Genomic DNA, 19,992 nt, shown 5'->3' with positions numbered 1-19,992 from the left:
TACACACTAGTCCGGAAAAAGGTCGCGCAAGCGGCCTTTTTTATATTTGTTATCCGCCTGAGTCAGTTGCAAGCCAGACTGATATTTATTAGGGGTAATCCCCTATGTCGGTTAAATAGTCAATGGGCAATACTCGTTGTGTAAACAAGTGAGGTTACCCATGAAAATATTAAATAAGAAAACACTGCTTTCCGTTGCTGTTAGCTGTGCCTTGCCCTTCGGCGTAGTTAATGCAAAAACTTTCGATTCCGCTCTCGCGGCACAACTTGCCGAAGCGCCTGTTGAGTTACAGGAAGTTATCGTTACCTTTGACGGTTCCGGTCCGGTATCAGCACTGCAGCTTAATGCCCTTAAATCCCTTGGTATCACTACCGGCGTTTCAATGCAGAATTTGCCTATTGTTGGCATTCTTGCGACCAAAGCTCAGGTAGATGCACTGTATAGCCGGGATGATGTGGTATCGGTTTATCACAATGCTCCTCTGGATTTTGAAAACTACGAGTCCACGCAAATTACCGGAGTACAGACCATGCGGGCTGACCGTAACTTGCGGAACGGTGGCGTACCGTATTCCGGTCGCGGCATTGGTGTGGTGGTTAACGATTCCGGTGTAGACGGCACCCATTCAGATATCGCTTATCCGGATCATGTTGTTCAAAACGTCCTGGCACAGACCAACCTCGCGTCTTTCAGCAGCATCCTGCCGGTCACCTATCAGGAAAATGTCGCTAACAGTGACATCGGAGGAGGTCATGGTACCCACGTTGCAGGCACTGTAGGCGGTAATGGCGCCAAAAGTGGCGGACTGCATGCCGGTGTGGCACCCGGGGCTGATATCATCGGCTACGGCTCAGGAGCAGCCTTATTTATTTTAGATACCATCGGCGGCTTCGATTACGCGCTGACCCATCAGTACGACTATAACATCCGCTTGATCTCTAACTCCTTTGGCAGTACCGGTGATATCGGAACGCCCTTTAATCCGGATGATCCAACTAACGTAGCTACCAAAGCACTGGCAGACCGCGGCATTATTACCGTCTTTTCTGCCGGTAATTCCGGTGCCGGTGAATCCACCATTACCGGCAACTTTAAGAAGGCCCCCTGGGTGATAACCGTCGCTGCCGGCGACAAAGACGGTAAGCTGGCTGACTTCAGCTCCCGCGGCGTTGACGGCAAAGGAGGGGAAGTGGTTGTTGACGGTGAGGTGTTTACCTGGGAAGACAGGCCCACGGTTACGGCACCCGGTGTAGACGTCATTTCTGCCCGTGCGTCAACGTCAAGCCTGGGAGGGCTGAGTGCTCAGGATGACGCAGATATGATTGAACCGCAGCATCTGCCGTTTTATACAGTGTCAAGCGGTACCTCAATGGCTGCACCGCATGTGTCGGGGATTGTTGCATTGATGCTCGAGGCAGATCCGGATTTGCAATGGTATGACGTCAAACATATTTTACAGGAAACAGCGACGCCCATGGCGGGTCGCAGTGCGTGGGAAGCCGGGGCCGGTTACGTTAATGCCCACGCTGCGGTTAATGCTGTTGTCAATGGCACAGAGGTTTATGGTGATACCGTCAAACTTAACCGCAGCTTCAATGCGTTTGCCAATGTGACTGAGGGCGACAGTTTCACTATGCAAACGACATACATTCCGGTAGGAGAAAGCCCGACGGAAACCTTCGACGTTTCTGCGGATGTGTCAATGGTGCTGGCTTCCGCAAGTATTGAAACCGGTACGGCATTCGTGCTGGAAGACCCGGCCGGAAACCGTTACGGGTCTGGTATTGGTTTACCGGTATTGGGCTCAGCGGTTGGCGCTGCGGCTCCGGGTATGGCCGGCACATGGAAGCTTTACAGTCGCGGAATTGGCAGTGTAAGCGGAGTGTCTCTTGATCCGCTTGGCGTCACCAATGGTGTGGGTGTACCCGGTACGGTGGACGTCAATATACGTTTGCTGGAAACGGCAGGTTATACGGGCATTGAAGACAGCGAAGGGCACGGCGCTCAGAGCTTTATTGAGTACGTGGTAAGCAGACACCTGATGGACGCCACTGCTAATGGCTTTAAACCAGACAGTTTCATTACCAGGGCTGAACTGGCAGATACCCTTACGTTGGCAACCAGTCTGCGTCAGACGTTGTCAGGGAATGCGTCTGATTTTGCTGATGCCGGCAGTTATGGTGCTTCTATAAACAGCGTGTCAGCTGAAGGCACACTGCTATCAGACCGCGAACAAGCCATGAAACCGGTGATGCTGAATGACTCTGCCACGGTATTTGGGGCAAGTGATCTGGTCAGCCGCGAAGAACTGGCTTACTCACTGGTACAGGGGCTGGGACTGCAGGCGGAAGCCGAAGCCTTTGACCCGGATTCTCCGGTAGTGGCGATTGTATTCGGGGAAGCGGTGGAGATAGACGATGCCGGTGAGATAAGCCCGTCAATGCGGGGTTATGTTCAGCAGGCTCTGGCACTTGGTCTGATGCAGCCTGAGTTATCTGTGACACAGGGGCGGTTCGATTTGGAACCGGTCATATCTGCCTCCTTCGTACCTGCAAACGCGGTTACGCGGGCTGACACCGCCTTCAGTATCACGCTCAGAGAGCAGCTTTAATTATTCCAGCAGGCCGGCTTTGCCGGCCAGACGGATTAATTCTGCAGAGCTGGTGACATTCAATTTTTTATACATATTGCTACGGTGATTCTCGGCGGTTTTGAGACTCATCGTCAGCAATTCAGCTATCTTCTTACTGGTATTTCCCGCCGCCACAAGGAAAAACACTTCCCGTTCTCTGCGGGTCAGCACACTGAGTGGATTCACAATATTACCTGATGCGGGGGCTGCTGCACCTTCCAGGCCGGGAAATACGCTTTTTCCTGATGCAATCTGCTTAATAGCACAAAGCAGTTCGTCAGCGGAGGTTTCTTTCTGAAGGTAGCCCTTTGCACCGGCATCAAACATGGCTTCCATGTATTCACGTTCATTGTGCATGGACAACACAAGTACCCGTGTCATCGGCCGCTGGGTGAGGATTTTATCAATAGCAACCAGGCCACTCATTTCCGGCATGGAGATATCCATAATCACTACATCCGGGTTTTGTGTGATCACAAGGTTGATCAGACTCACGCCGTCACCACATTCGCCGGTGACAGTAAACTGACCGTCTGCTTCGAGCATCTGAATAAGCCCCTGACGCATAATGACATGATCATCTGCCAGCACGATTTTTATAGTCATAGAGGGATCACCACTGTGGTTGTTGTACCGCCACCGGAGGCGGATGCTATTTCCAGAGTAGCATCAAAGGCCCTGGCACGATCGGCAATACTGGTTAAGCCTACACCCTGCTTTACGCGGCCGGTCTGAAAGCCTTTCCCGTTGTCACTGATTTCAAGGCGGATGGTGTTGTAACTGTTTTGCAGCCGCACCGTCACAAGTTCAGCTTCGCTGTGTTTCAGGGTATTGGTCAATGCTTCCTGAGCGATGCGAAAAATCAGGGTGCTGATATCTTTACTGATATCACAATTTATCGTTATCTCACAGCGACATTGGATAGCCTCTTCTTCAAACAGGGAGCGGCATAACCATTTCAGCGCCGGTTTGAGCCCCAGATCATCAAGAATGACGGGACTCATCATGCGGGACAGCTGCCTTACGTCTTCAAGTGCCAGGTTAGCCAGTTCAGCAAGCTCTGCCATTTTCGGATCAGCGGCACTCAATGTATGCAGACGGCGGGTGAGGGCGGTAAGCAACTGGCCCACACCATCGTGGAGTTCACGGGACAAATTGGCCTTATCCGCTTCCTGCTGTGCCCACAAACGTTTGGCCATCAGGGTTAGCTGCTGCTGTTCTTCGTCCAGACGATTTCTGAGGTATTGCTGCTGACGGAGAATATCGTCAATGAGTGTTTGCTGTTCACTGCTCAAGATACGTCACCCTGTATTGTCTGGCCTGATCTTCTGTCAGACGGGATAACCAAATCTCAAGAGACTCGCTGGCAAGCTGCGTATTGCGCTCACCTTTCAGCACCCGGTAATAGAGATGGCTGCGCCAGTAATCAGGGTGAGCGGCCAGCGCCTGTTCCAGCTTCCCGGCGACGTCTTCTCCGGCTTCAGCCTGCAAGTAAAGCAGTTGCAGATAATACTGATAATAAACAGGCTTCACCAGGGCTTGAGCCCGCTGCATCAGTGGACTGTCTTTATCAAGGTTCAGGCGTTGTTGCAGATCCAGTGCAATTTTTATTTCTGTCAGTACCGGAATATTGCCGGGAAACAACGTTGTGAGCTGATCACCGGTCAGTGTCACAGTATTGCCGGCTTGCTGTGATGAGCTTGCCAGCTTCAGCCAGTTCAGCACCGCCATCTGTTCGGTCATTTCGGGGGTGACTGAACCTGTGGCTTTATTGATTTGCCGGGTGAGGCAGGTAAAGTCAGCAATCAGCAGGCAAACCTCACCGTGCCACAGCGTGATCTCGGCCAGCGAGCGGGCGTCTGTTGTATCTACTGCCAGCGCTTCGGCCTCTGCCAGACGGGTAAAACTCTGCTCAAGATCACCTTTAACAAAGTTCAGGTAGCTGTAGAGCAGGTGATTGATCATCTGCTCATGGTGCATTGCCTCAGTCAAAGCGCCGTCTGTACGGGTCAGCAACCTTCCTGCTGCTATCCAGTCACCTTTTACCAGCGACAACTGGGCCATATTTTGCTGCGTACGGATAGTATGGGCTTTATCTTTCGCTTCCATGAATTGGTTCAGCGCCTGCTGCCAGTAAATATCTGCAAGTGAAAAGTCGCCGGTGAGAAAATGCATGTAGGCCACATTACTCATACTGGCCGCTTTTTCACTCTGATTGTTACCGGACGCACGGATATCCAGACCTCTTTTGTAATTTATCAGTGCCCTAGCGTACTGTCCCTGCTCTTCGAACAGGAACCCCAGTGTATCAAGCACGTGAGCAAGCTCTTCGTCGTCACCCAAATCGGCGAGGATATCTGATGCTTCATTCAGAGCTTCCTCTGCTGTGTCGTAGTTACCCAGTACTGCCGATGCATTGGCGAGGTTAGCAAGTGTGGTTGCCCGTTGAGCAGGGAAAGTATCTGCCGTACGTAGCATGAGTGCATCAGTAAAATAGCGGCTGGCAGCTTCGTATTCCGCCAGTCTGAGGTGTGCCACGCCAAAAGCATTTAATACCAGCCCTTCGCCTTCTTTGTCGCCCCTGATACGGAATGCAACGAGGGCTTTGGTCAGCTCGTTATTGATAGCTTCGTTAATATTTCCGTTAATGATTTTAAGGCGGGCAAGTTCAAACCAGTACTGACCATTGCCGGGGGCTTTCTCTGTTGCCTGCAGCCAGGCTTGCATGGCGCCGGCGGCATCACCGTTCCATTCCAGCACCATTCCTTTTTCTGCCAGTAACTCTGCACGACCGGGAAAGCGGTCAGTCAGCAAGGTTATTGCTTCAAGTGCAAGACTGGCATCATCGTTGAGCAATGCGCGGATATATTGGCCTTTCAACTGCCAGTAAGGCTCAGAGTTTGACAGCTCTGACAATCTGTCCAGATAGATGCGGGCCGAGGCCAGATCATTATTGTTCAGCGCTTCCTCTGCTGACAGTACCCAGCCTGCCGGATAGTCTGGTGCGGACTGCCGGAGACTGGCGAGTGCTTCTGCCGCGGTACCCGGGGATGAGGGGGACATAGTTGCAACCACATCACTTATAAACGCCATGTCCGGCACGTCTGATGGTGTATCTGTCACTCCGGCCAGCGCTTCAGATAATTCACCGGCAAACCTGGCGGCATCTCCGGTCAGTGTGTCAGCCGAGAAGGGGGTGGCCAGATCAAACAATACGTCATCAGAGATACCTGCATACCCGGTCGCTCTGATAAGCCAGGTGGATGATGATGCTTCTGAGGCATCCAGGGCAATAACGACTCCGGCATCCAGAGTGATGGCAAGGTCAGTACGGTCGTCCCGGTTTTGCAGCGGCTTTAACGACAAGTTCCGGCTGATCTCAGCCGTTTCTCCGGGGTCCAGCACATCAAACTGAGGTGAAGTACTGAAGGGGAGGGCAGTCATTGCACTTATGACACTCAGAACCGGTACATCCGGCGCGGAGACAATCACAACCCGTTGGGTGCCCGTGAGTACAGGGGCTGCTGAGCGGGTTCCCGGGTAGAGCCCGGTCAAAGCAACGAGCAGCACTGCAGAAGCCACAAGCAGAGTTCTGCCTGCCCGACCGCGTTTTTTTTCTTCCGTCTGCGTTAACAGGGTATCAATGTCCGGCCTTTTCAGCGGTGGTACGGCAGTCATGGCTTTGAGCATATTCCGCTGTCGCCGTTCCCATCGTCGGTCCTGAATAGATTTCGCTGAGAAAATTACCGCATCCAGCGCCAGCGCCAGCACTTTGCCAGCTGAATAAACATCTGATGTGGCTGCCGGTATGCCGGTCTGAAGAATTTCCGGTGCAGTAAAGCTTTCATGACCGCTGGTCTGCTCCGCACTGTTAACCGACTGACCAATGCCGAAGTCAATCAGCACCAGATTGTCTTCCTCATCAATCAGAATGTTATCAGGCTTTAAATCACCGTGGCGGATCCCGCTGTGATGGCAGGCCGCCACGGCCTGCAATAATGACACTTTCCACTGTTCAAACTGGCGGGCAGTAACCGGCTGATTGAGACGCACGTAAAGTGGTTCACCGGCAACATAGGCCATGGTAAAAAAGGCATCAGCGTGATGGGTGTAGATGTCATGGATGCGGATAATGTTCGGGTGTTGCAATTTCCGTCCTGTGAGGACTTCATTGCGCAATACTTCCATTTTTTCCGGGTGGCGGTTTGCGCCCGGGATATATTTCAGCGCAATCTGTGTATCCAGAAGCATGTCACAGGCGAAGTAAACGCTGGCCTGAGCGCCCTGACCTAAGTGTGAAATGATACGGAAACGATCAGACAGGACTGTACCTGCCTCGAGAAGAGAAGCGTTCTGCAATTGCTGAGTAGCCAGTGCGTCACCATGGGCCGCACCATTATTATTATTCTGCAAAACCAGCCTTATTATCCTGAAAAAGGATAAATTCAGGAACGACGTAACAAGGCTAGTTTATGTTCGATAGAAAGGAATAACAAACGTAATGACAAAATATCCGCGATCTGGCGGGCAAAAGCCACTTCTGTGCCGGTAAAATACTGCCTGCCGCTTGTGTTGTCTCCATACAGTACACCAGTCACACCGTGATCACTGATAAGAGGAATACACACAGCCGCGCATATATGATTGTTCAGCACACTGGCTTGCTGATTATATTGAGGCTTTGCACTGATATTGCCGATGGCAAGCGGTTCACCCTGCGTAATGGCGTTGCGGATCACAGTGCGGCTGCCGGTAAAGCGGTTCTCGTTCATCCACTCAGGATGTCCGTCGGCAAAGCTGATATTGGCCTGACGGTCGCAAAAGATGACGGCAGCCCTTTCGCAATGCAGGGTTTGAGTAAAGCAGTTCTGCACCATCTCAATCAGTGAACGGGTGTCGTCGCAATCTGACAGATCCTGTTTCAGCTGGTTTAATCGTTGTTGCCGCCATACGGAAACGGAATCAGTGCGCAAGGTGATGTCGTCGCTCAACCGCTTCACTTCACAGGCTACTGGGCCGAAGTGCAGCACCTGGGCATCGCCGAGACGCATTGACGACACCGGTTGTCCGTTAAGGTAGCAGCCGGTACTGCTGGTATCGTCCAGCGACCAGTTGTCATCGTTCTCAGCACATAACAGTGCATGCTCCCGTGACACCTGGGGGTGGGGAATAATGATATCGGCCTGCTCGCTGCGTCCGAGAACATAGCGGCGGCCGGGCAGCAGCTTGTGTTCAGTCACAATACCGCTTTGCCCGGCAATGGCTAACTGTAAAGGCATAGTGAAATGATTCCGGTCCTTACATTACCCGCAACGCGTAGCGCAGGCTGGTCAGCGAGGACAACAGTTCGCCTTTTACATTTGTCAGGCTGTCTGATGCCTGCCACACATCCGGCATGGCACCTTTGTCACTGTTTTCAATCACGGTAATTAAGGCGTCAGTCTCTTCCAGGGCGGTATCGTAATCCTGCGAAGACACGGCCAGTGACAAAGAAGACAGTAAGCTTTCCACGGTGCTCAGCAGCGGGGCTGAAATTGAATGACTCTGCGCGTTGACGAAGGCATCCAGTGCTGCGGCTTTGTCTGCCACAATGGTTGCCGGTGTGCGGGTGTCGAGCAGGATCATGAAGTCAGAAAACTTACCAGTGTTACCACGGGCACGGATACTGCCGGCAGATACCAGCGTGGTGATATCTTCGAAAGTGCCGTCTGCGTGTGAAGTAAACAGACGCAAAGGCAAATCCGGAGTGTAATGAATTGCTTTGGTATACAGTTCTACGGTGGCCACGCCTTCGAAGGCAAAACCACTGTCAGGATCCGGTGTCAGCGACACGATAACCGGAAATGCAGCAGCCGGTGCAATCAGAGTCGAACCCAGCCTGTCTGTGATGGCACTGTCCAGCGGCGAGAGTAACTCTGCACTGACCGATAATGTATTGGCATTCAGGCCAATGACTTTTTCGAAACTGACGGTCAGGTCAACGGCAATGGTATTACTCACCTGAACAGATGCTTTTAACTGGTTGTCTGTTACGGTAATGGTATCGGGAAGTACAGCAACGGCGTTCGCCATTGGTGCCATCGTTAAACACAGTGCGGCTGCGATGGCCAGCGTGCGAACTACTTTTGCTTTCATGTTGTCACCTCATAACTATTGATTAAAAATAAACCAGATGTGGCGTGGCAGCAAGTATAACTACCACGCTTCTGGTACTTTATTGGTAGTACTGGGTGAAGAAACGTGAAGCCAATACTGCGTAGTGCGCCCGTGTTATCATGCCATCCGGATCAAAGCTGGCTGTCAGTGACGGTGTTAAGTCGAACTGACCCTGAGTCAGACCGAATTCAACATTGACCAGCGACAACGTGATTGCCAGTTGCACATAGCCTTTCAGCTCATCAGGAATTGAATCCTGATCGGCGAGCACAATTTGCTCTCCTTTATATTCAACGATGATATCGTCAGCAGGATCAAAAGCGGTCGCCACATCCTGAAGACCAAGCATCTGAACAAAGGAATACGCAGCATCTAGTCGCTTGTAGGTCCCGTAAGTGTTGGCAACATCCATGTCAGCCAACAAAACGGGGTTTTGGGAGCCGTCGGTATCTTTAAGTGCACCACCACTCACCAGAACAGATTCCATATAAGGTTTTTTCGATTTCGGGATACCCGAATGCCCCTGAGCCGGTTCGTTTAACAAATCACGATATTGTCTTACGGCACCGCCCATAACAGCGTAAGTCGCGAAACCGTGACGTTTAAGCTGGCTGTCAGGAGAAAACTTATTCGGGCTCAGACCATCCATTAAGCGTTCGCTGACGGCAAATTCGATGGCGCCGGCGTAAGGGTGACCTTCCACATCATCCATGCCCTGAAACCCGCCTGACAGCTGGTAAGTCACATCAACAGAAAAGCTTTCCGGCAGGCCGGGTCCGTTGGTCAGGCCCAGAGGGTCAGCCTGCACACCGGATAATGACGTCAAACCGTATACATAGACGCCCCATGTGCCGGCCATGCCGGGGGCAGAAACACGCATGTTTTCACTCAGTACCGGTGTGGTGAGATTGCCGAAATACTCCGTACCGTCAGGGGCAACCAGAACCAGTTTTGTAAGATTCGCCAGCGTGGATGCGGCTGCTTTTACCAGCGCAACATCGTCACCCACTTCAAAATACTGAATATCAGGTTCACCCACTGGTGAATAGAACACATCCAGAGTGGTCACATCATCAGACTCAGTGGTGAGGGCATTGGTATTAAAGGTTTTTTCTGCTAGGTTGTTAACGGTAACGCTGTAGTCCATATCGTAATCCAGAGCAGCAGCCACGGCGGCCTTTGCGTTCACATAGCCGGCACCTACTTCCCAGCGCTCGTAACCCGGCATATTCGTTGCTGTGTCCTGAAGCAGTTTTTTGATCGTCAGATTATCCAGTTCAGGGTTAGCTTCCAGCATGAGTGCAACAATGCCGGCAACATGGGGTGTGGCCATGGACGTACCTGAGATCATGGTGTAGAAGGGCACGTACCCGGCTTCCATCGCGCCAAGGTCGGCATCGCCCCCATTGGCAACAAGGTTGGTAGATGCCCGTGCAGAGATAATATCCACGCCCGGAGCAACAATGGTCACATCATTGTTGTACGTCCATTCGGTGCCGTCAGGCATCGTGAATGAGCCGGACTCTGAAGCCAGCCCCCGTGATGAGAAGTCTGCCAGTTTGCCTGATTTGTCGCCTGCACCCACTGACATTCCCCAGGGGATTTGGGCGTAAGGGTTGTGAGAGTCTTCACCGGGACCATCGTTACCGGCAGCAAATACACTCAGGATCCCCAGTTTATGGGCTTTATAAGTTGCCATGGAAACCGGCCCCAGTGGTTCGTACTTGCCGCTGGAACCCCATGAGTTGCTGATAACTTTAATCGGACTGTCATAGCTGTATAAATTGCTGATAGCGAAATCAAAACCGCCCAGTGAATCAAGAATCAGCACTCCGCCGCCTGAACCGTAACCCACAAGATCCGCATCCGGTGCGGCCCCTTTGTGCTTGCCGTCAGACATAACGCCGGTGCCTGCAATGGTGCCGGCGCAATGGGTACCGTGACCTGAATTCAGATCTGTATTTGGCTGACCTGTTAATGTAAATCCGTTGGTGACACCGGTGAGAGACAGCGCCTGAGCATGGGTGGCTGCCTGCACGTTTTCCACGACTTTATCGCCGAAAAACAAATCCTGATGGGTAGCATCAATACCTGAGTCGTTCACCATAATGGTGACGCCTTTACCCGTGAAGCTCATACCGTTGCGGGTAATAAAGTCGTCACTTTGTAGCTGGTCAACGCCTGTGATTTGTCGGGAAACATCATTGAAAAATTTCACCGGACGGTTGGCAAATACAGAGCGCACTCCGTCCATCGCGGCAATCTGTTCGATTTGAGATTTGGTTGCCAGTACACCGATGATGGGGAGCGTTTTAAACTGCACACCCTCTGTAATGCCTAAATCGAGCAGTTGGCGGATTTGGGTTTCTGCCAGCGGGTCCAGCTGTTCGTAGGTGACTACAGCCATCACAGGCGTATTTTCAGCCAGTGTTGTCAGTGTAGTTTGCATTTGTTCGCCAATGTACGCATCAGCAAGTGCATCTTTTGCCGGAAGTGTTATCATCGCCGCCGCTAAGGCCGAGAGGGTGAATTTTTTCATTTTGTCGCTCCGTCACTTTGTTGTTTACCAGCCAGTATTGATTCCGGCTTTTTGCTTTTGTAAACACAGTGTCGCTGTTTGCTTTTTGCGCCGCTATAGGGGGTTACCCCCATATGCTTATGTTGAATCGCAAAATGCCGGGTAGTGACAGACGCATGCAACAATCCCTTCACATAGCTGCGTTACCCTGAGATGTTTCCACAAAAATGGTGTTCGCCATGAGATTTGATTCCATTAAGTCCCGCCTGATGCTGATGACCCTGATCTGCGTATCAGGAATGAGTTTGCTGGTGGTAAATCAGCATTTATTCACTAAGCGCCTCTTTCATTTGCATGAGCAACACAATTTATTGCTGCATCTGGAGCAGGAGTTGTTGCAATTAAGACGTCACGAAAAGGACTTCCTGCTGCGACATCAGATGGACTACTATCACCGGTTCACGGCGCGCTCCGAGCGGTTTAATAATGATCTTGCCGGGTTGTCGCCGTTGCTGGCCGACTATGCGTTGCCGGTAGAGCAAACCGGCGAACTTGCGCAAAGCATGCATGATTACCAGCGCCTGTTCCGTGAAGTGGTTACTCTGCAAAGTCAGTTGGGATTAACCCGCCAGTCCGGTTTTCAGGGCAAACTCACCGGCATAGAGGATGACATGTCTCGGGTGCCATTCTTTGCCTATGGTAGTGAGGCTTATCAGCTGAAAGTTGCCCTGCAACTGGCTACCCGCAATTATCTACTGACCCGTGAAAGCTTTCACCGTCAGGCTGTACGTCAGGCCCTTGAAAAGTTGCAGCATGCGGCGGTGATCAGTAATGACGGGCAGGCACAAACCCTGACGGCAGAGTACACCCGGGTGTTTAATCAACTGGCTGACGCGGTTACGACAATGGGCGTCACCCATAATGATGGCCTGCAGGGAGCCTTCAGGCGTCAGGCCCATGATGTGGAAGACAAGCTGCGAAGTGTGGAAACCGCATTGCAGCCGTTGATCACCGATCAGCAAAATAAAGTCAGGGTGTACAGTTTGTCGATTGCGGCAGTGACATCCATCGCATTGATTTTACTGCTGGTCAAAAGCTTCGCCACATTTCACCGTGCTTTTGCTAATTTCGTCATGTTCTTTTACCGTTGTAAAAGGCAATATCAGAAAATTGATACCCGGCAGCTCGGGTTTGCTGAATTTAAGTCGCTTGCTGAGCTGGCAAACGAGATGGTGGAATCCCGCAGGGATATCGAGAAAAAGCTGGCGAAAGCCGAAGCCCGGCTTCAGGAACAGAATTCTGTAGCGAAATGAGGCTAAGCGGCAGACAGCCACACCAAAAATGAATGAGAAACAGGTTAACTGCGATATGAAATATACAACGTTGGGCAGCAGCGGGCTGTCAGTCTCTGAAGTGTGCCTGGGTACGATGACCTGGGGCATCCAGAATACCCAGCAGGATACTGACGGGCAAATGGCTCTGGCACTGTCCAGGGGCGTAAACTTCATTGATACCGCTGAGATGTACCCGATACCGCCGAACGAGCCGACATCCGGTGATACGGAGCGTCAACTGGGCGACTGGCTGAGTCGCAATCAGAGCCAGCGTGAAGAGCTCATCATCATGACCAAGATCGCAGGCAGCGGTATCAGCTGGATCCGCAACGGCGATATTATCAACGCTGAGAATATTGGTATTGCCATTGAAGGTTCGCTGAAGCGTTTGCAGACCAGCTACATTGATGTGTACCAGTTGCACTGGCCGAACCGTACCTCTCCGCATTTCGGTAAACACTGGCCAGGCAAAGTGGATCCCACCACCTTCGATAAAGAAAAAGAAACGGAAGGAATGCGCAATATCCTCAGCGGTCTGAAAACCGCCATCGACGCCGGTAAAATCCGTCACTGGGGACTGTCTGACGACACGCCCTGGGGCATTCATACTTTCCTGCGTCTATGTGATGAAATGGGTATACCGAAACCGGTATCCATTCAGAACGAGTTCAGCCTGCTGCACGGAAAGGATCTACCCTACCTGATTGAAATGTGCCACCTGGAAGATATTGCTTATTTGCCATGGTCACCATTAGCAACGGGAATGCTGGCCGGTAAATATCTGGACGATGCGAGACCGAAAGGATCCCGCTGGACGTATGTTCAGCGTCAGGGTCTGTTCCGTGATAAGCAGCCGGCCCACGATGCAACACGGCGTTATGTGGAAATTGCTTGCCGTGCAGGGATTACACCTTCGCAACTGGCGCTGGCCTGGTGTCAGCAGGTACCGGGAGTCACTGCAACTATCATCGGTGCCACTACTGAAGCGCAACTGGCAGAGAACATTGATGCGTTTAATTTAACGCTGGATTCTGCCGTACTGCGCCAAATCGAAGACGTTTACAGAGCGTATCCTGTTCCTTTCTGAGGCATGACTGCCGCGTTCATTTCGCTGTCATAAATCCGCCATACACTTGCTTATCTGAACATAAGTGAGTGTATGCTTTATTATGACGCTATCCCATACCAACATGGAACCGACGGTTGCGGCAGGAACGCCACGTCATTCAATAAAAAACTGGTTTGTACTCCTTGCCCTGGTTTATCTGATGCTGCTGGCAGTATCGATGATTGGCAGTGGCTTTAAATTCGCCACCGCTGACCATGCGCGGGGTTTATTCGAATTTGCCTCAAATCCGGTGATGGGCCTGATCATTGGCATGGTCAGTACCGCCCTCATTCAGTCATCCAGCACGGTGACCTCCATCATAGTTGCCATGGTTGCAGGCGGGTTGCCCGTACCTATTGCTGTGCCGATGATAATGGGAGCGAATATCGGTACCAGTATTACCAACACCATAGTGAGCCTGGGGCATGTAGCCCGCAAAGATGAGTTCAGACGGGCTTTCCATGCCGCGACAATTCATGATTTCTTTAATGTTATGTCGGTGATGATTTTCCTGCCGCTGGAAATGGCGACAGGGATATTAGAAAAAAGCAGTCAGTATCTTGTCTCGCTGCTGCAGATGGACAACAGTGTGGCAATGTCCGGCGTGAATCCGGTAAAGGCGGTCACTGAACCGGTTGTACACTGGGTCACAGAGGGCCTGATGTTCCTGCCGTCTGTGTATCCCGGGGTCGTTAAAATCCTGCTGGGTGTTTTGCTGATTGTGGCTTCAATCACACTGATGGGAAAAGTCATGAAAGTGCTTATGGTAGGCAGGGCGAAAGATATTCTGCACACCAGTATCGGCAAAGGGCCGGTATCAGGCATTACCTCCGGGGCTGTAATGACAGTGCTGGTCCAGTCATCGTCTACCACCACGTCACTGATGGTTCCGCTGGTGGGTAGTGGCATTCTGAAAGCCCGTGATATTTATCCGTTTACACTGGGTGCAAATATCGGTACCTGTATTACCGCGCTTATCGCTGCGCTGGCGGTGACTGGCCCGATGGGTGGTGTTGCCATGCAGATTGCGCTGGTGCATCTGTTATTTAATATCTTTTCAGTGCTGCTGATATTTGGTCTGCCCTTTCTGCGTAACATTCCACTCAGTCTGTCATCATCACTGGCCGGTCTGGCAGCAGAGCGTAAAATTTACGGTGCTGCTTATATTGCCGGATTGTTCTTTGTTATGCCGCTGTCTGTGATTTTTATTTCACAGTGATTTACATTCCGCCGCTTCACATCAATCTGAAGCGGCCCTGTCATCCCCGCCGGAAAATGCAGATTACACCGCAAAAAGCTCGCAGAATCCGGGTTCATCAACAATAATTAAGTGACTGATTTTATTAAGTCACAGCAAAAACAATAAATGAGCCGGAAAAGGTTCGTATCCTCCCTGAATCGTAAGACTTTGGTCGCAACATTCATGATTTATAGGGTAATCCGCTGTAATTTGTCTCACAATGAAATTGTTTTGTTAATGTTAATTTTTCGTTAGAAGGTTGAGGGTGACGTACCTGTTCGTCCCTTCGCTTTATCCTCAATAAGAAAAAAGAACACCATTTAAAAACCAAATCTGATTTTAAAAATGAATCGGGAGAAAACACATGTATACACGCATTGCAGCCTCGTGCGCACTTATCCTGGCGGGTAGCCCTGTCTACGCTTATGATTTCAGCTTCAAAGGCATGATCAAAACGGAAGTCGTGACATCCAGTCAGGGTGTCGGCAGTTACGGAAGTACTTACAGTCATGTTGCACCAACACATGCACTGAGAACGGATATTTTCGGCGGTGCCCCTGCAACTGCGCAAGAAACGAATTATCTGGAATCCCAGTCTACTTCTTTCCAGGCTTCTCAGTCCCGTTTCTCCCTCAATATGAAGCACGATAAAATTCGCGGAGTACTTGAGCTGGATTTCATTGATGGTGAAGACGGCTTTACTAACCAAACCGCATTGCAGGCGCAGGAGCCAAGACTTCGTCTGGCAACGCTTTATTACGATTACAGCGATAATCTGACGCTGTTTGCCGGCCAGAAATGGTCTACTGCATCAGGGATCAAATCCAGCGGCAGCTACAACTGGGTTGGTAATGGTTACCGTGCAGGTAATTCCGGCTTCCTCGCCATGGAAGCGGGTGCAACTTATAAAGTTGATAACTTAACCCTGACCGGCGCAATCACCGGTAAGGGCCGTAACCTGAGTAGCAGCGGTGTGAATAATAATGAGCTGGGTGGTATGCCGGGCTTCGCTGTAGATGCTAACTACAAAATATCCGGCCACGTCATCGGTTTTGCGGCACACGTAGCCGAACTGCAGTTTGAAGATGAGCCGGGCTATGTTGAAGGCAGTAACCAGGATGCCAACCTCTTTAAAGTGTACACAACACTTAACTTCGGAGCGGTTAGCCTGAATGGTGAATACTACACCGGTGAAGCACTGAACAACCAGAATGCGTTGGGTGTAGCGCCGGCAGTGACATTAAGTGGCGGTGTGGTTAGCGAAAGCTTCTCAGAGAGTGGCTATATGATGTACGCAAGCTGGACGCCGGCAGCAGGGCATAACGTGAAAGTAGGTTACGGTAGTGCGTCGGTAGACTCCGGTGACCGTGATCGCCTGTCTGCAACCAGCCTGAACGAAAACACGACTGCCTATATTAACTATGGCTATCAGGCTACCGAAGGCTTAACCACTTTTGCTCAGTTAACTCACTTCGATACTGAGTATGGTTCTGACTTTGAAAGCTTCACAACCGTGGTTGCACGTGCCGGTGTGATCTTTAAGTTCTGAGGCAAATTTAGCGGCATCCTGCCACCCGTCTGCTGTCTGCGTGATATTCACTATCAGTTGCGCAAATAGCCGGTGAGGGTGGCACTGTTTACCTGAATACTTTCAGCTTTTGTTCATCGGGTCTGTTGAGCAATTTATCCGGATTATCTTCTTTTACGCAGTCAGGTTAAAGGTAAGATAATTGTGATTTTTTCGTTATTTTTTCAAAAGAGGATGTATTCCTCTGAATTAAAAAACTGGCTGTTGGTCTATGAGACTAAGGTTGTATCTTTTTGTCTTAAAAGAGCAAAATCGCTAAGACCAAAGTCTCATTTTGCTTTACCTTAGAATGGCTACCCTGTTTAACAGACAATTATTACTGGATTAACATGACATCGGAGGCATTATCCATGACTGCCAGCAAGACGTATCCTGTACCGGACAACATTCTGGAAAACACGCATTTGACGCAAGAGCAGTATGATCAGATGTATAAGCGCTCTGTAGAAGACCCGGAAGGCTTCTGGGCAGAGTACGCTTCAACGTTAGAATGGTACAAGAAACCAACTAAAACCAAGAATACGGTATTTGGCGCAGATAACGTTTCAATCAAGTGGTTCGAAGACGGCGAAATCAACGCCAGCTACAACTGCATCGACCGCCACCTGGCGAAGAATGCAAAGAAAACGGCGTTGTTCTGGGAAGGTGATTCCCCTGAAGACAGCCAGGAAATCACTTATCAGGAACTGCATTACGAAGTATGTAAACTGGCAAACGGCCTGAAAAAGCTGGGTGTCGGTAAAGGCGACCGCGTTGCGGTATACATGCCTATGGTACCGCAGGCTGCTTATGCCATGCTGGCATGTGCCCGTATCGGTGCGGTGCATTCTGTTATCTTCGGCGGATTCTCGCCTAATGCAATCGCGGACCGTATTAACGACAGTAAAGCTAAAGTTGTTATTACTTGTGATGAAGGCCGCCGTGCAGGCCGTTCTGTCCCTCTTAAAGTGAATGTAGATAAAGCGCTGGCTAACGGTGCGTGCCCGTCTATCACTAATGTCATTGTACACAAGCTGACCGGCGGCGATGTTAACTACAACAGCGACGTTGATGTGGTGTGGGACGAGCTTACTGAAGACTGTTCAGCCCAGTGCGAACCGGAAGTCATGAACGCGGAAGACCCGCTGTTTATTCTGTATACATCAGGCTCAACCGGCACGCCAAAAGGTGTGGTGCATACTACCGGTGGTTTCCTGCTGTATTCATCTATGACCTTTAAGTACGCCTTTGATTATCGTGAAGATGACATTTACTGGTGTACAGCGGATGTGGGCTGGATCACAGGTCACAGCTATATGGTTTACGGACCGATGATCAATGGTGCTTCTCAGGTATTCTTTGAAGGTGTGCCTACTTACCCTGACGTACGCCGTATTGCTCAGGTAGTAGAAAAGTACAAGGTGAACAGCCTGTACACAGCACCTACTGCAATCCGCGCCCTGATGGCCCATGGTGAAGCGCCGGTGGAAGGTTGCGATTTGTCTTCTCTGCGTCTGTTAGGGTCTGTGGGTGAGCCAATTAACCCTGAAGCATGGGAATGGTATTACCGCGTGATTGGTCAGAGCCGTTGTCCCATTATGGATACCTGGTGGCAAACAGAAACCGGCGGCATGATGATTACTCCGCTGCCGGGTGCGACGCCACTTAAGCCTGGTTCGGCTTCCCGTCCGTTCTTTGGCATCCAGCCTGCGCTGTTTGATGCAGACGGTAATGATCTGGAAGGTGCCGCTGAAGGGAACCTGGTGATTAAAGACAGCTGGCCAAGCCAGGCCCGTACTGTTTACGGTGACCACGAGCGCTTTATCCAGACTTACTTCAGTGCCTACAAAGGCGTGTATTTTACCGGTGACGGTGCCCGTCGTGATGAAGACGGATACTACTGGATCACAGGTCGCGTGGACGATGTACTGAACGTTTCCGGTCACCGCTTAGGTACTGCTGAAATTGAAAGTGCGCTGGTGGCTCACCCTAAAGTGGCTGAAGCTGCGGTGGTGGGATATCCCCACGATATCAAAGGGCAGGGTATCTATGTGTACGTTACCCCTAACGAAGGTATTGAGCCGGACGAGGCGTTGACGAAAGAACTTCGTGCGTGGGTACGTCAGGAACTGAGCCCGATTGCCACACCGGATATGATTCAGTGGTCCCGCGGACTGCCTAAAACTCGCTCAGGTAAGATTATGCGCCGCATTCTGCGTAAGATTGCCGCTAACGAGCATGAGCAACTTGGTGATACCTCAACGTTGGCGGATCCTTCCGTTGTTGATACACTCATCGAGGAGCGCTTAAACAAATAAGGGAAAAGAATGATAACGCTGCTGATTGCTGATGACCATCCGCTGTACCGGGATGCACTGCGGGGAGCGTTATCGTTAACCCTGCCGGATCTCATTCTACGGGAAGCCGGCGATCTGACTACCACGGTCGATATCCTCGAAAAAGAAGATATCGACCTGCTTCTTCTCGATTTACATATGCCCGGCAGCCATGACATGTTTGGTCTGGTACACATCCGTAAACTTTATCCCGAGCTTCCTGTAGCCGTTGTCTCCGGTACAGAGGACGCTGCCATTATCTCTAAAATTGTCGGTGTAGGCGCGCTGGGATTTATTCCGAAAACAGCCAGTTCCGGCGATATCGCTAATGCTGTGCAGTCTATTCTTGACGGTGATATCTGGTTACCGGAATCGGTGAGTGAAAAGATTGAAGAGGTCGACGAAGCGTTTTCCGAACTGGCAGATAAAGTGGCGTCGTTAACACCTTCTCAGTACAAAGTGCTGTGTTACATGCGGGATGGTTTGCTGAATAAGCAAATTGGCTATAACCTGGATATCGCAGAGGCAACGGTGAAAGCACATGTCACCGCTATCTTTAAGAAGCTGGGTATTAACAACCGTACACAGGCGGTACTGATTGCCTCCCAGCTTGAGCTCGAGCCGCCGAAATAATTATCCGGCGGGACGTTTTTCCGTCAGAATAAACTCATGTTCCGGGTCTACAATAAAGCGCCCGTTCATGGCTTCTCTGCCAAACAACATAAGATAAGTCATTTCACGCCGGTCGGTGAGTGTTAACTGGATCCGCCAGGCTTCACCGGACATCACCACTTCCGTGTCGATAACATATCTGCGCTCCAGGGTTGCCGTGGAGCTTTTCACCTTCTTGCGGGCGACGACTTTCGCCTCACGGCGCACAATGCTGTCTACATTGTGAATGTCAGGATGAATATCGAAACTCACCCATAAATCGCCGTCACGGTCGAACTCGTCGATATTATCGACATGTAATGACGACGTTGCCGCCCCCGTATCGACCCGGATTGTCAGGTCGTTAATGGTCAGCTCGGGTAAATCACAATATTCCAGTGCACCTATCAAGCGTTTTTGTTGCTCTTGCATCAGTGTTCCTCTAACAAA

14 protein-coding genes are annotated in these 19,992 nt (G+C 50.9%); 7 read left to right on the top strand and 7 right to left on the bottom strand.

What is annotated here, in order from left to right; all coding sequences use genetic code 11:
- Positions 1-160: 160 nt before the first annotated feature.
- Positions 161-2,611 carry a S8 family serine peptidase gene (locus tag ACXAH4_RS17135; protein ID WP_474882757.1) on the top strand — a complete coding sequence of 817 codons (2,451 nt, stop codon included), beginning with the start codon at positions 161-163 and terminating at the stop codon, positions 2,609-2,611.
- Here the strand turns inward: ACXAH4_RS17135 and ACXAH4_RS17130 are convergent, their stop codons facing one another.
- From ACXAH4_RS17130 to ACXAH4_RS17105, 6 genes are all read right to left on the bottom strand, one after another.
- Positions 2,612-3,238 (bottom strand): response regulator transcription factor, encoded by a 627-nt coding sequence (locus ACXAH4_RS17130; RefSeq protein ID WP_349589489.1) that lies wholly within the window; start codon positions 3,236-3,238, stop codon positions 2,612-2,614.
- The gene (locus ACXAH4_RS17125; protein ID WP_349589487.1) at positions 3,235-3,927 is read right to left on the bottom strand and encodes a sensor histidine kinase; all 693 of its coding nucleotides are present in this window, start codon (positions 3,925-3,927) and stop codon (positions 3,235-3,237) included. The genes ACXAH4_RS17130 and ACXAH4_RS17125 overlap by 4 nt, the downstream gene beginning before the upstream one ends.
- Positions 3,917-7,045, bottom strand: coding sequence for a protein kinase domain-containing protein (locus tag ACXAH4_RS17120; RefSeq protein WP_474882755.1), 3,129 nt, complete (start codon positions 7,043-7,045; stop codon positions 3,917-3,919). The genes ACXAH4_RS17125 and ACXAH4_RS17120 overlap by 11 nt, the downstream gene beginning before the upstream one ends.
- 32 nt (positions 7,046-7,077) lie before the next feature.
- Positions 7,078-7,911 carry an FHA domain-containing protein gene (locus ACXAH4_RS17115; RefSeq protein WP_474882753.1) on the bottom strand — a complete coding sequence of 278 codons (834 nt, stop codon included), beginning with the start codon at positions 7,909-7,911 and terminating at the stop codon, positions 7,078-7,080.
- 19 nt (positions 7,912-7,930) lie between these two features.
- Positions 7,931-8,767 carry a DUF6689 family protein gene (locus tag ACXAH4_RS17110; protein ID WP_474882751.1) on the bottom strand — a complete coding sequence of 279 codons (837 nt, stop codon included), beginning with the start codon at positions 8,765-8,767 and terminating at the stop codon, positions 7,931-7,933.
- Positions 8,768-8,846: 79 nt separating this feature from the next.
- Entirely contained in the window at positions 8,847-11,327 is a 2,481-nt protein-coding gene (locus ACXAH4_RS17105; protein WP_474882750.1) for a S8 family peptidase, read from the bottom strand.
- Between the two features lie 218 nt (positions 11,328-11,545).
- On the opposite strand from ACXAH4_RS17105, the gene ACXAH4_RS17100 reads away from it, so the two are divergent.
- The 6 genes from ACXAH4_RS17100 (at position 11,546) to ACXAH4_RS17075 (ending at position 19,524) form a co-directional block, all read left to right on the top strand.
- Complete coding sequence (locus ACXAH4_RS17100; RefSeq protein WP_474882748.1) at positions 11,546-12,619, top strand: chemotaxis protein; 1,074 nt, start codon at positions 11,546-11,548, stop codon at positions 12,617-12,619.
- Between the two features lie 55 nt (positions 12,620-12,674).
- Entirely contained in the window at positions 12,675-13,727 is a 1,053-nt protein-coding gene (locus ACXAH4_RS17095; RefSeq protein WP_474882747.1) for an aldo/keto reductase, read from the top strand.
- A 103-nt stretch (positions 13,728-13,830) separates the two neighbouring features.
- Entirely contained in the window at positions 13,831-14,967 is a 1,137-nt protein-coding gene (locus ACXAH4_RS17090) for a Na/Pi symporter (protein WP_474846307.1), read from the top strand.
- Positions 14,968-15,352: 385 nt separating this feature from the next.
- The gene (locus ACXAH4_RS17085; protein ID WP_303574927.1) at positions 15,353-16,537 is read left to right on the top strand and encodes a hypothetical protein; all 1,185 of its coding nucleotides are present in this window, start codon (positions 15,353-15,355) and stop codon (positions 16,535-16,537) included.
- Between the two features lie 389 nt (positions 16,538-16,926).
- Positions 16,927-18,873: an acetate--CoA ligase gene (gene acs, locus ACXAH4_RS17080; protein ID WP_119502609.1), complete on the top strand. Its 1,947-nt coding sequence runs from the start codon at positions 16,927-16,929 to the stop codon at positions 18,871-18,873.
- Positions 18,874-18,882: 9 nt separating this feature from the next.
- On the top strand, positions 18,883-19,524 hold the full coding sequence (locus tag ACXAH4_RS17075; RefSeq protein WP_119502608.1) for a response regulator transcription factor: 642 nt from the start codon (positions 18,883-18,885) through the stop codon (positions 19,522-19,524).
- On the opposite strand, the gene ACXAH4_RS17070 is transcribed toward ACXAH4_RS17075, so the two are convergent.
- Complete coding sequence (locus ACXAH4_RS17070; protein ID WP_119502607.1) at positions 19,525-19,974, bottom strand: ATP-dependent zinc protease family protein; 450 nt, start codon at positions 19,972-19,974, stop codon at positions 19,525-19,527.
- Positions 19,975-19,992: the final 18 nt, after the last annotated feature.

The sequence above is a fragment of the Alteromonas sp. ABV2_168 genome (assembly GCF_056161165.1).
This window is presented reverse-complemented; position numbering and strand designations above follow the sequence as displayed.

What these genes read in the sequence shown, in the direction of transcription:
- ACXAH4_RS17135 (WP_474882757.1), top strand. Translation starts at nt 161, where the DNA reads ATGAAAATATTAAATAAGAAAACACTGCTTTCCGTTGCTGTTAGCTGT.
- ACXAH4_RS17130 (WP_349589489.1), bottom strand. Translation starts at nt 3,238, where the DNA reads ATGACTATAAAAATCGTGCTGGCAGATGATCATGTCATTATGCGTCAG.
- ACXAH4_RS17115 (WP_474882753.1), bottom strand. Translation starts at nt 7,911, where the DNA reads ATGCCTTTACAGTTAGCCATTGCCGGGCAAAGCGGTATTGTGACTGAA.
- ACXAH4_RS17110 (WP_474882751.1), bottom strand. Translation starts at nt 8,767, where the DNA reads ATGAAAGCAAAAGTAGTTCGCACGCTGGCCATCGCAGCCGCACTGTGT.
- ACXAH4_RS17105 (WP_474882750.1), bottom strand. Translation starts at nt 11,327, where the DNA reads ATGAAAAAATTCACCCTCTCGGCCTTAGCGGCGGCGATGATAACACTT.
- ACXAH4_RS17100 (WP_474882748.1), top strand. Translation starts at nt 11,546, where the DNA reads ATGAGATTTGATTCCATTAAGTCCCGCCTGATGCTGATGACCCTGATC.
- ACXAH4_RS17095 (WP_474882747.1), top strand. Translation starts at nt 12,675, where the DNA reads ATGAAATATACAACGTTGGGCAGCAGCGGGCTGTCAGTCTCTGAAGTG.
- ACXAH4_RS17090 (WP_474846307.1), top strand. Translation starts at nt 13,831, where the DNA reads ATGGAACCGACGGTTGCGGCAGGAACGCCACGTCATTCAATAAAAAAC.
- ACXAH4_RS17085 (WP_303574927.1), top strand. Translation starts at nt 15,353, where the DNA reads ATGTATACACGCATTGCAGCCTCGTGCGCACTTATCCTGGCGGGTAGC.
- acs (WP_119502609.1), top strand. Translation starts at nt 16,927, where the DNA reads ATGACTGCCAGCAAGACGTATCCTGTACCGGACAACATTCTGGAAAAC.
- ACXAH4_RS17075 (WP_119502608.1), top strand. Translation starts at nt 18,883, where the DNA reads ATGATAACGCTGCTGATTGCTGATGACCATCCGCTGTACCGGGATGCA.
- ACXAH4_RS17070 (WP_119502607.1), bottom strand. Translation starts at nt 19,974, where the DNA reads ATGCAAGAGCAACAAAAACGCTTGATAGGTGCACTGGAATATTGTGAT.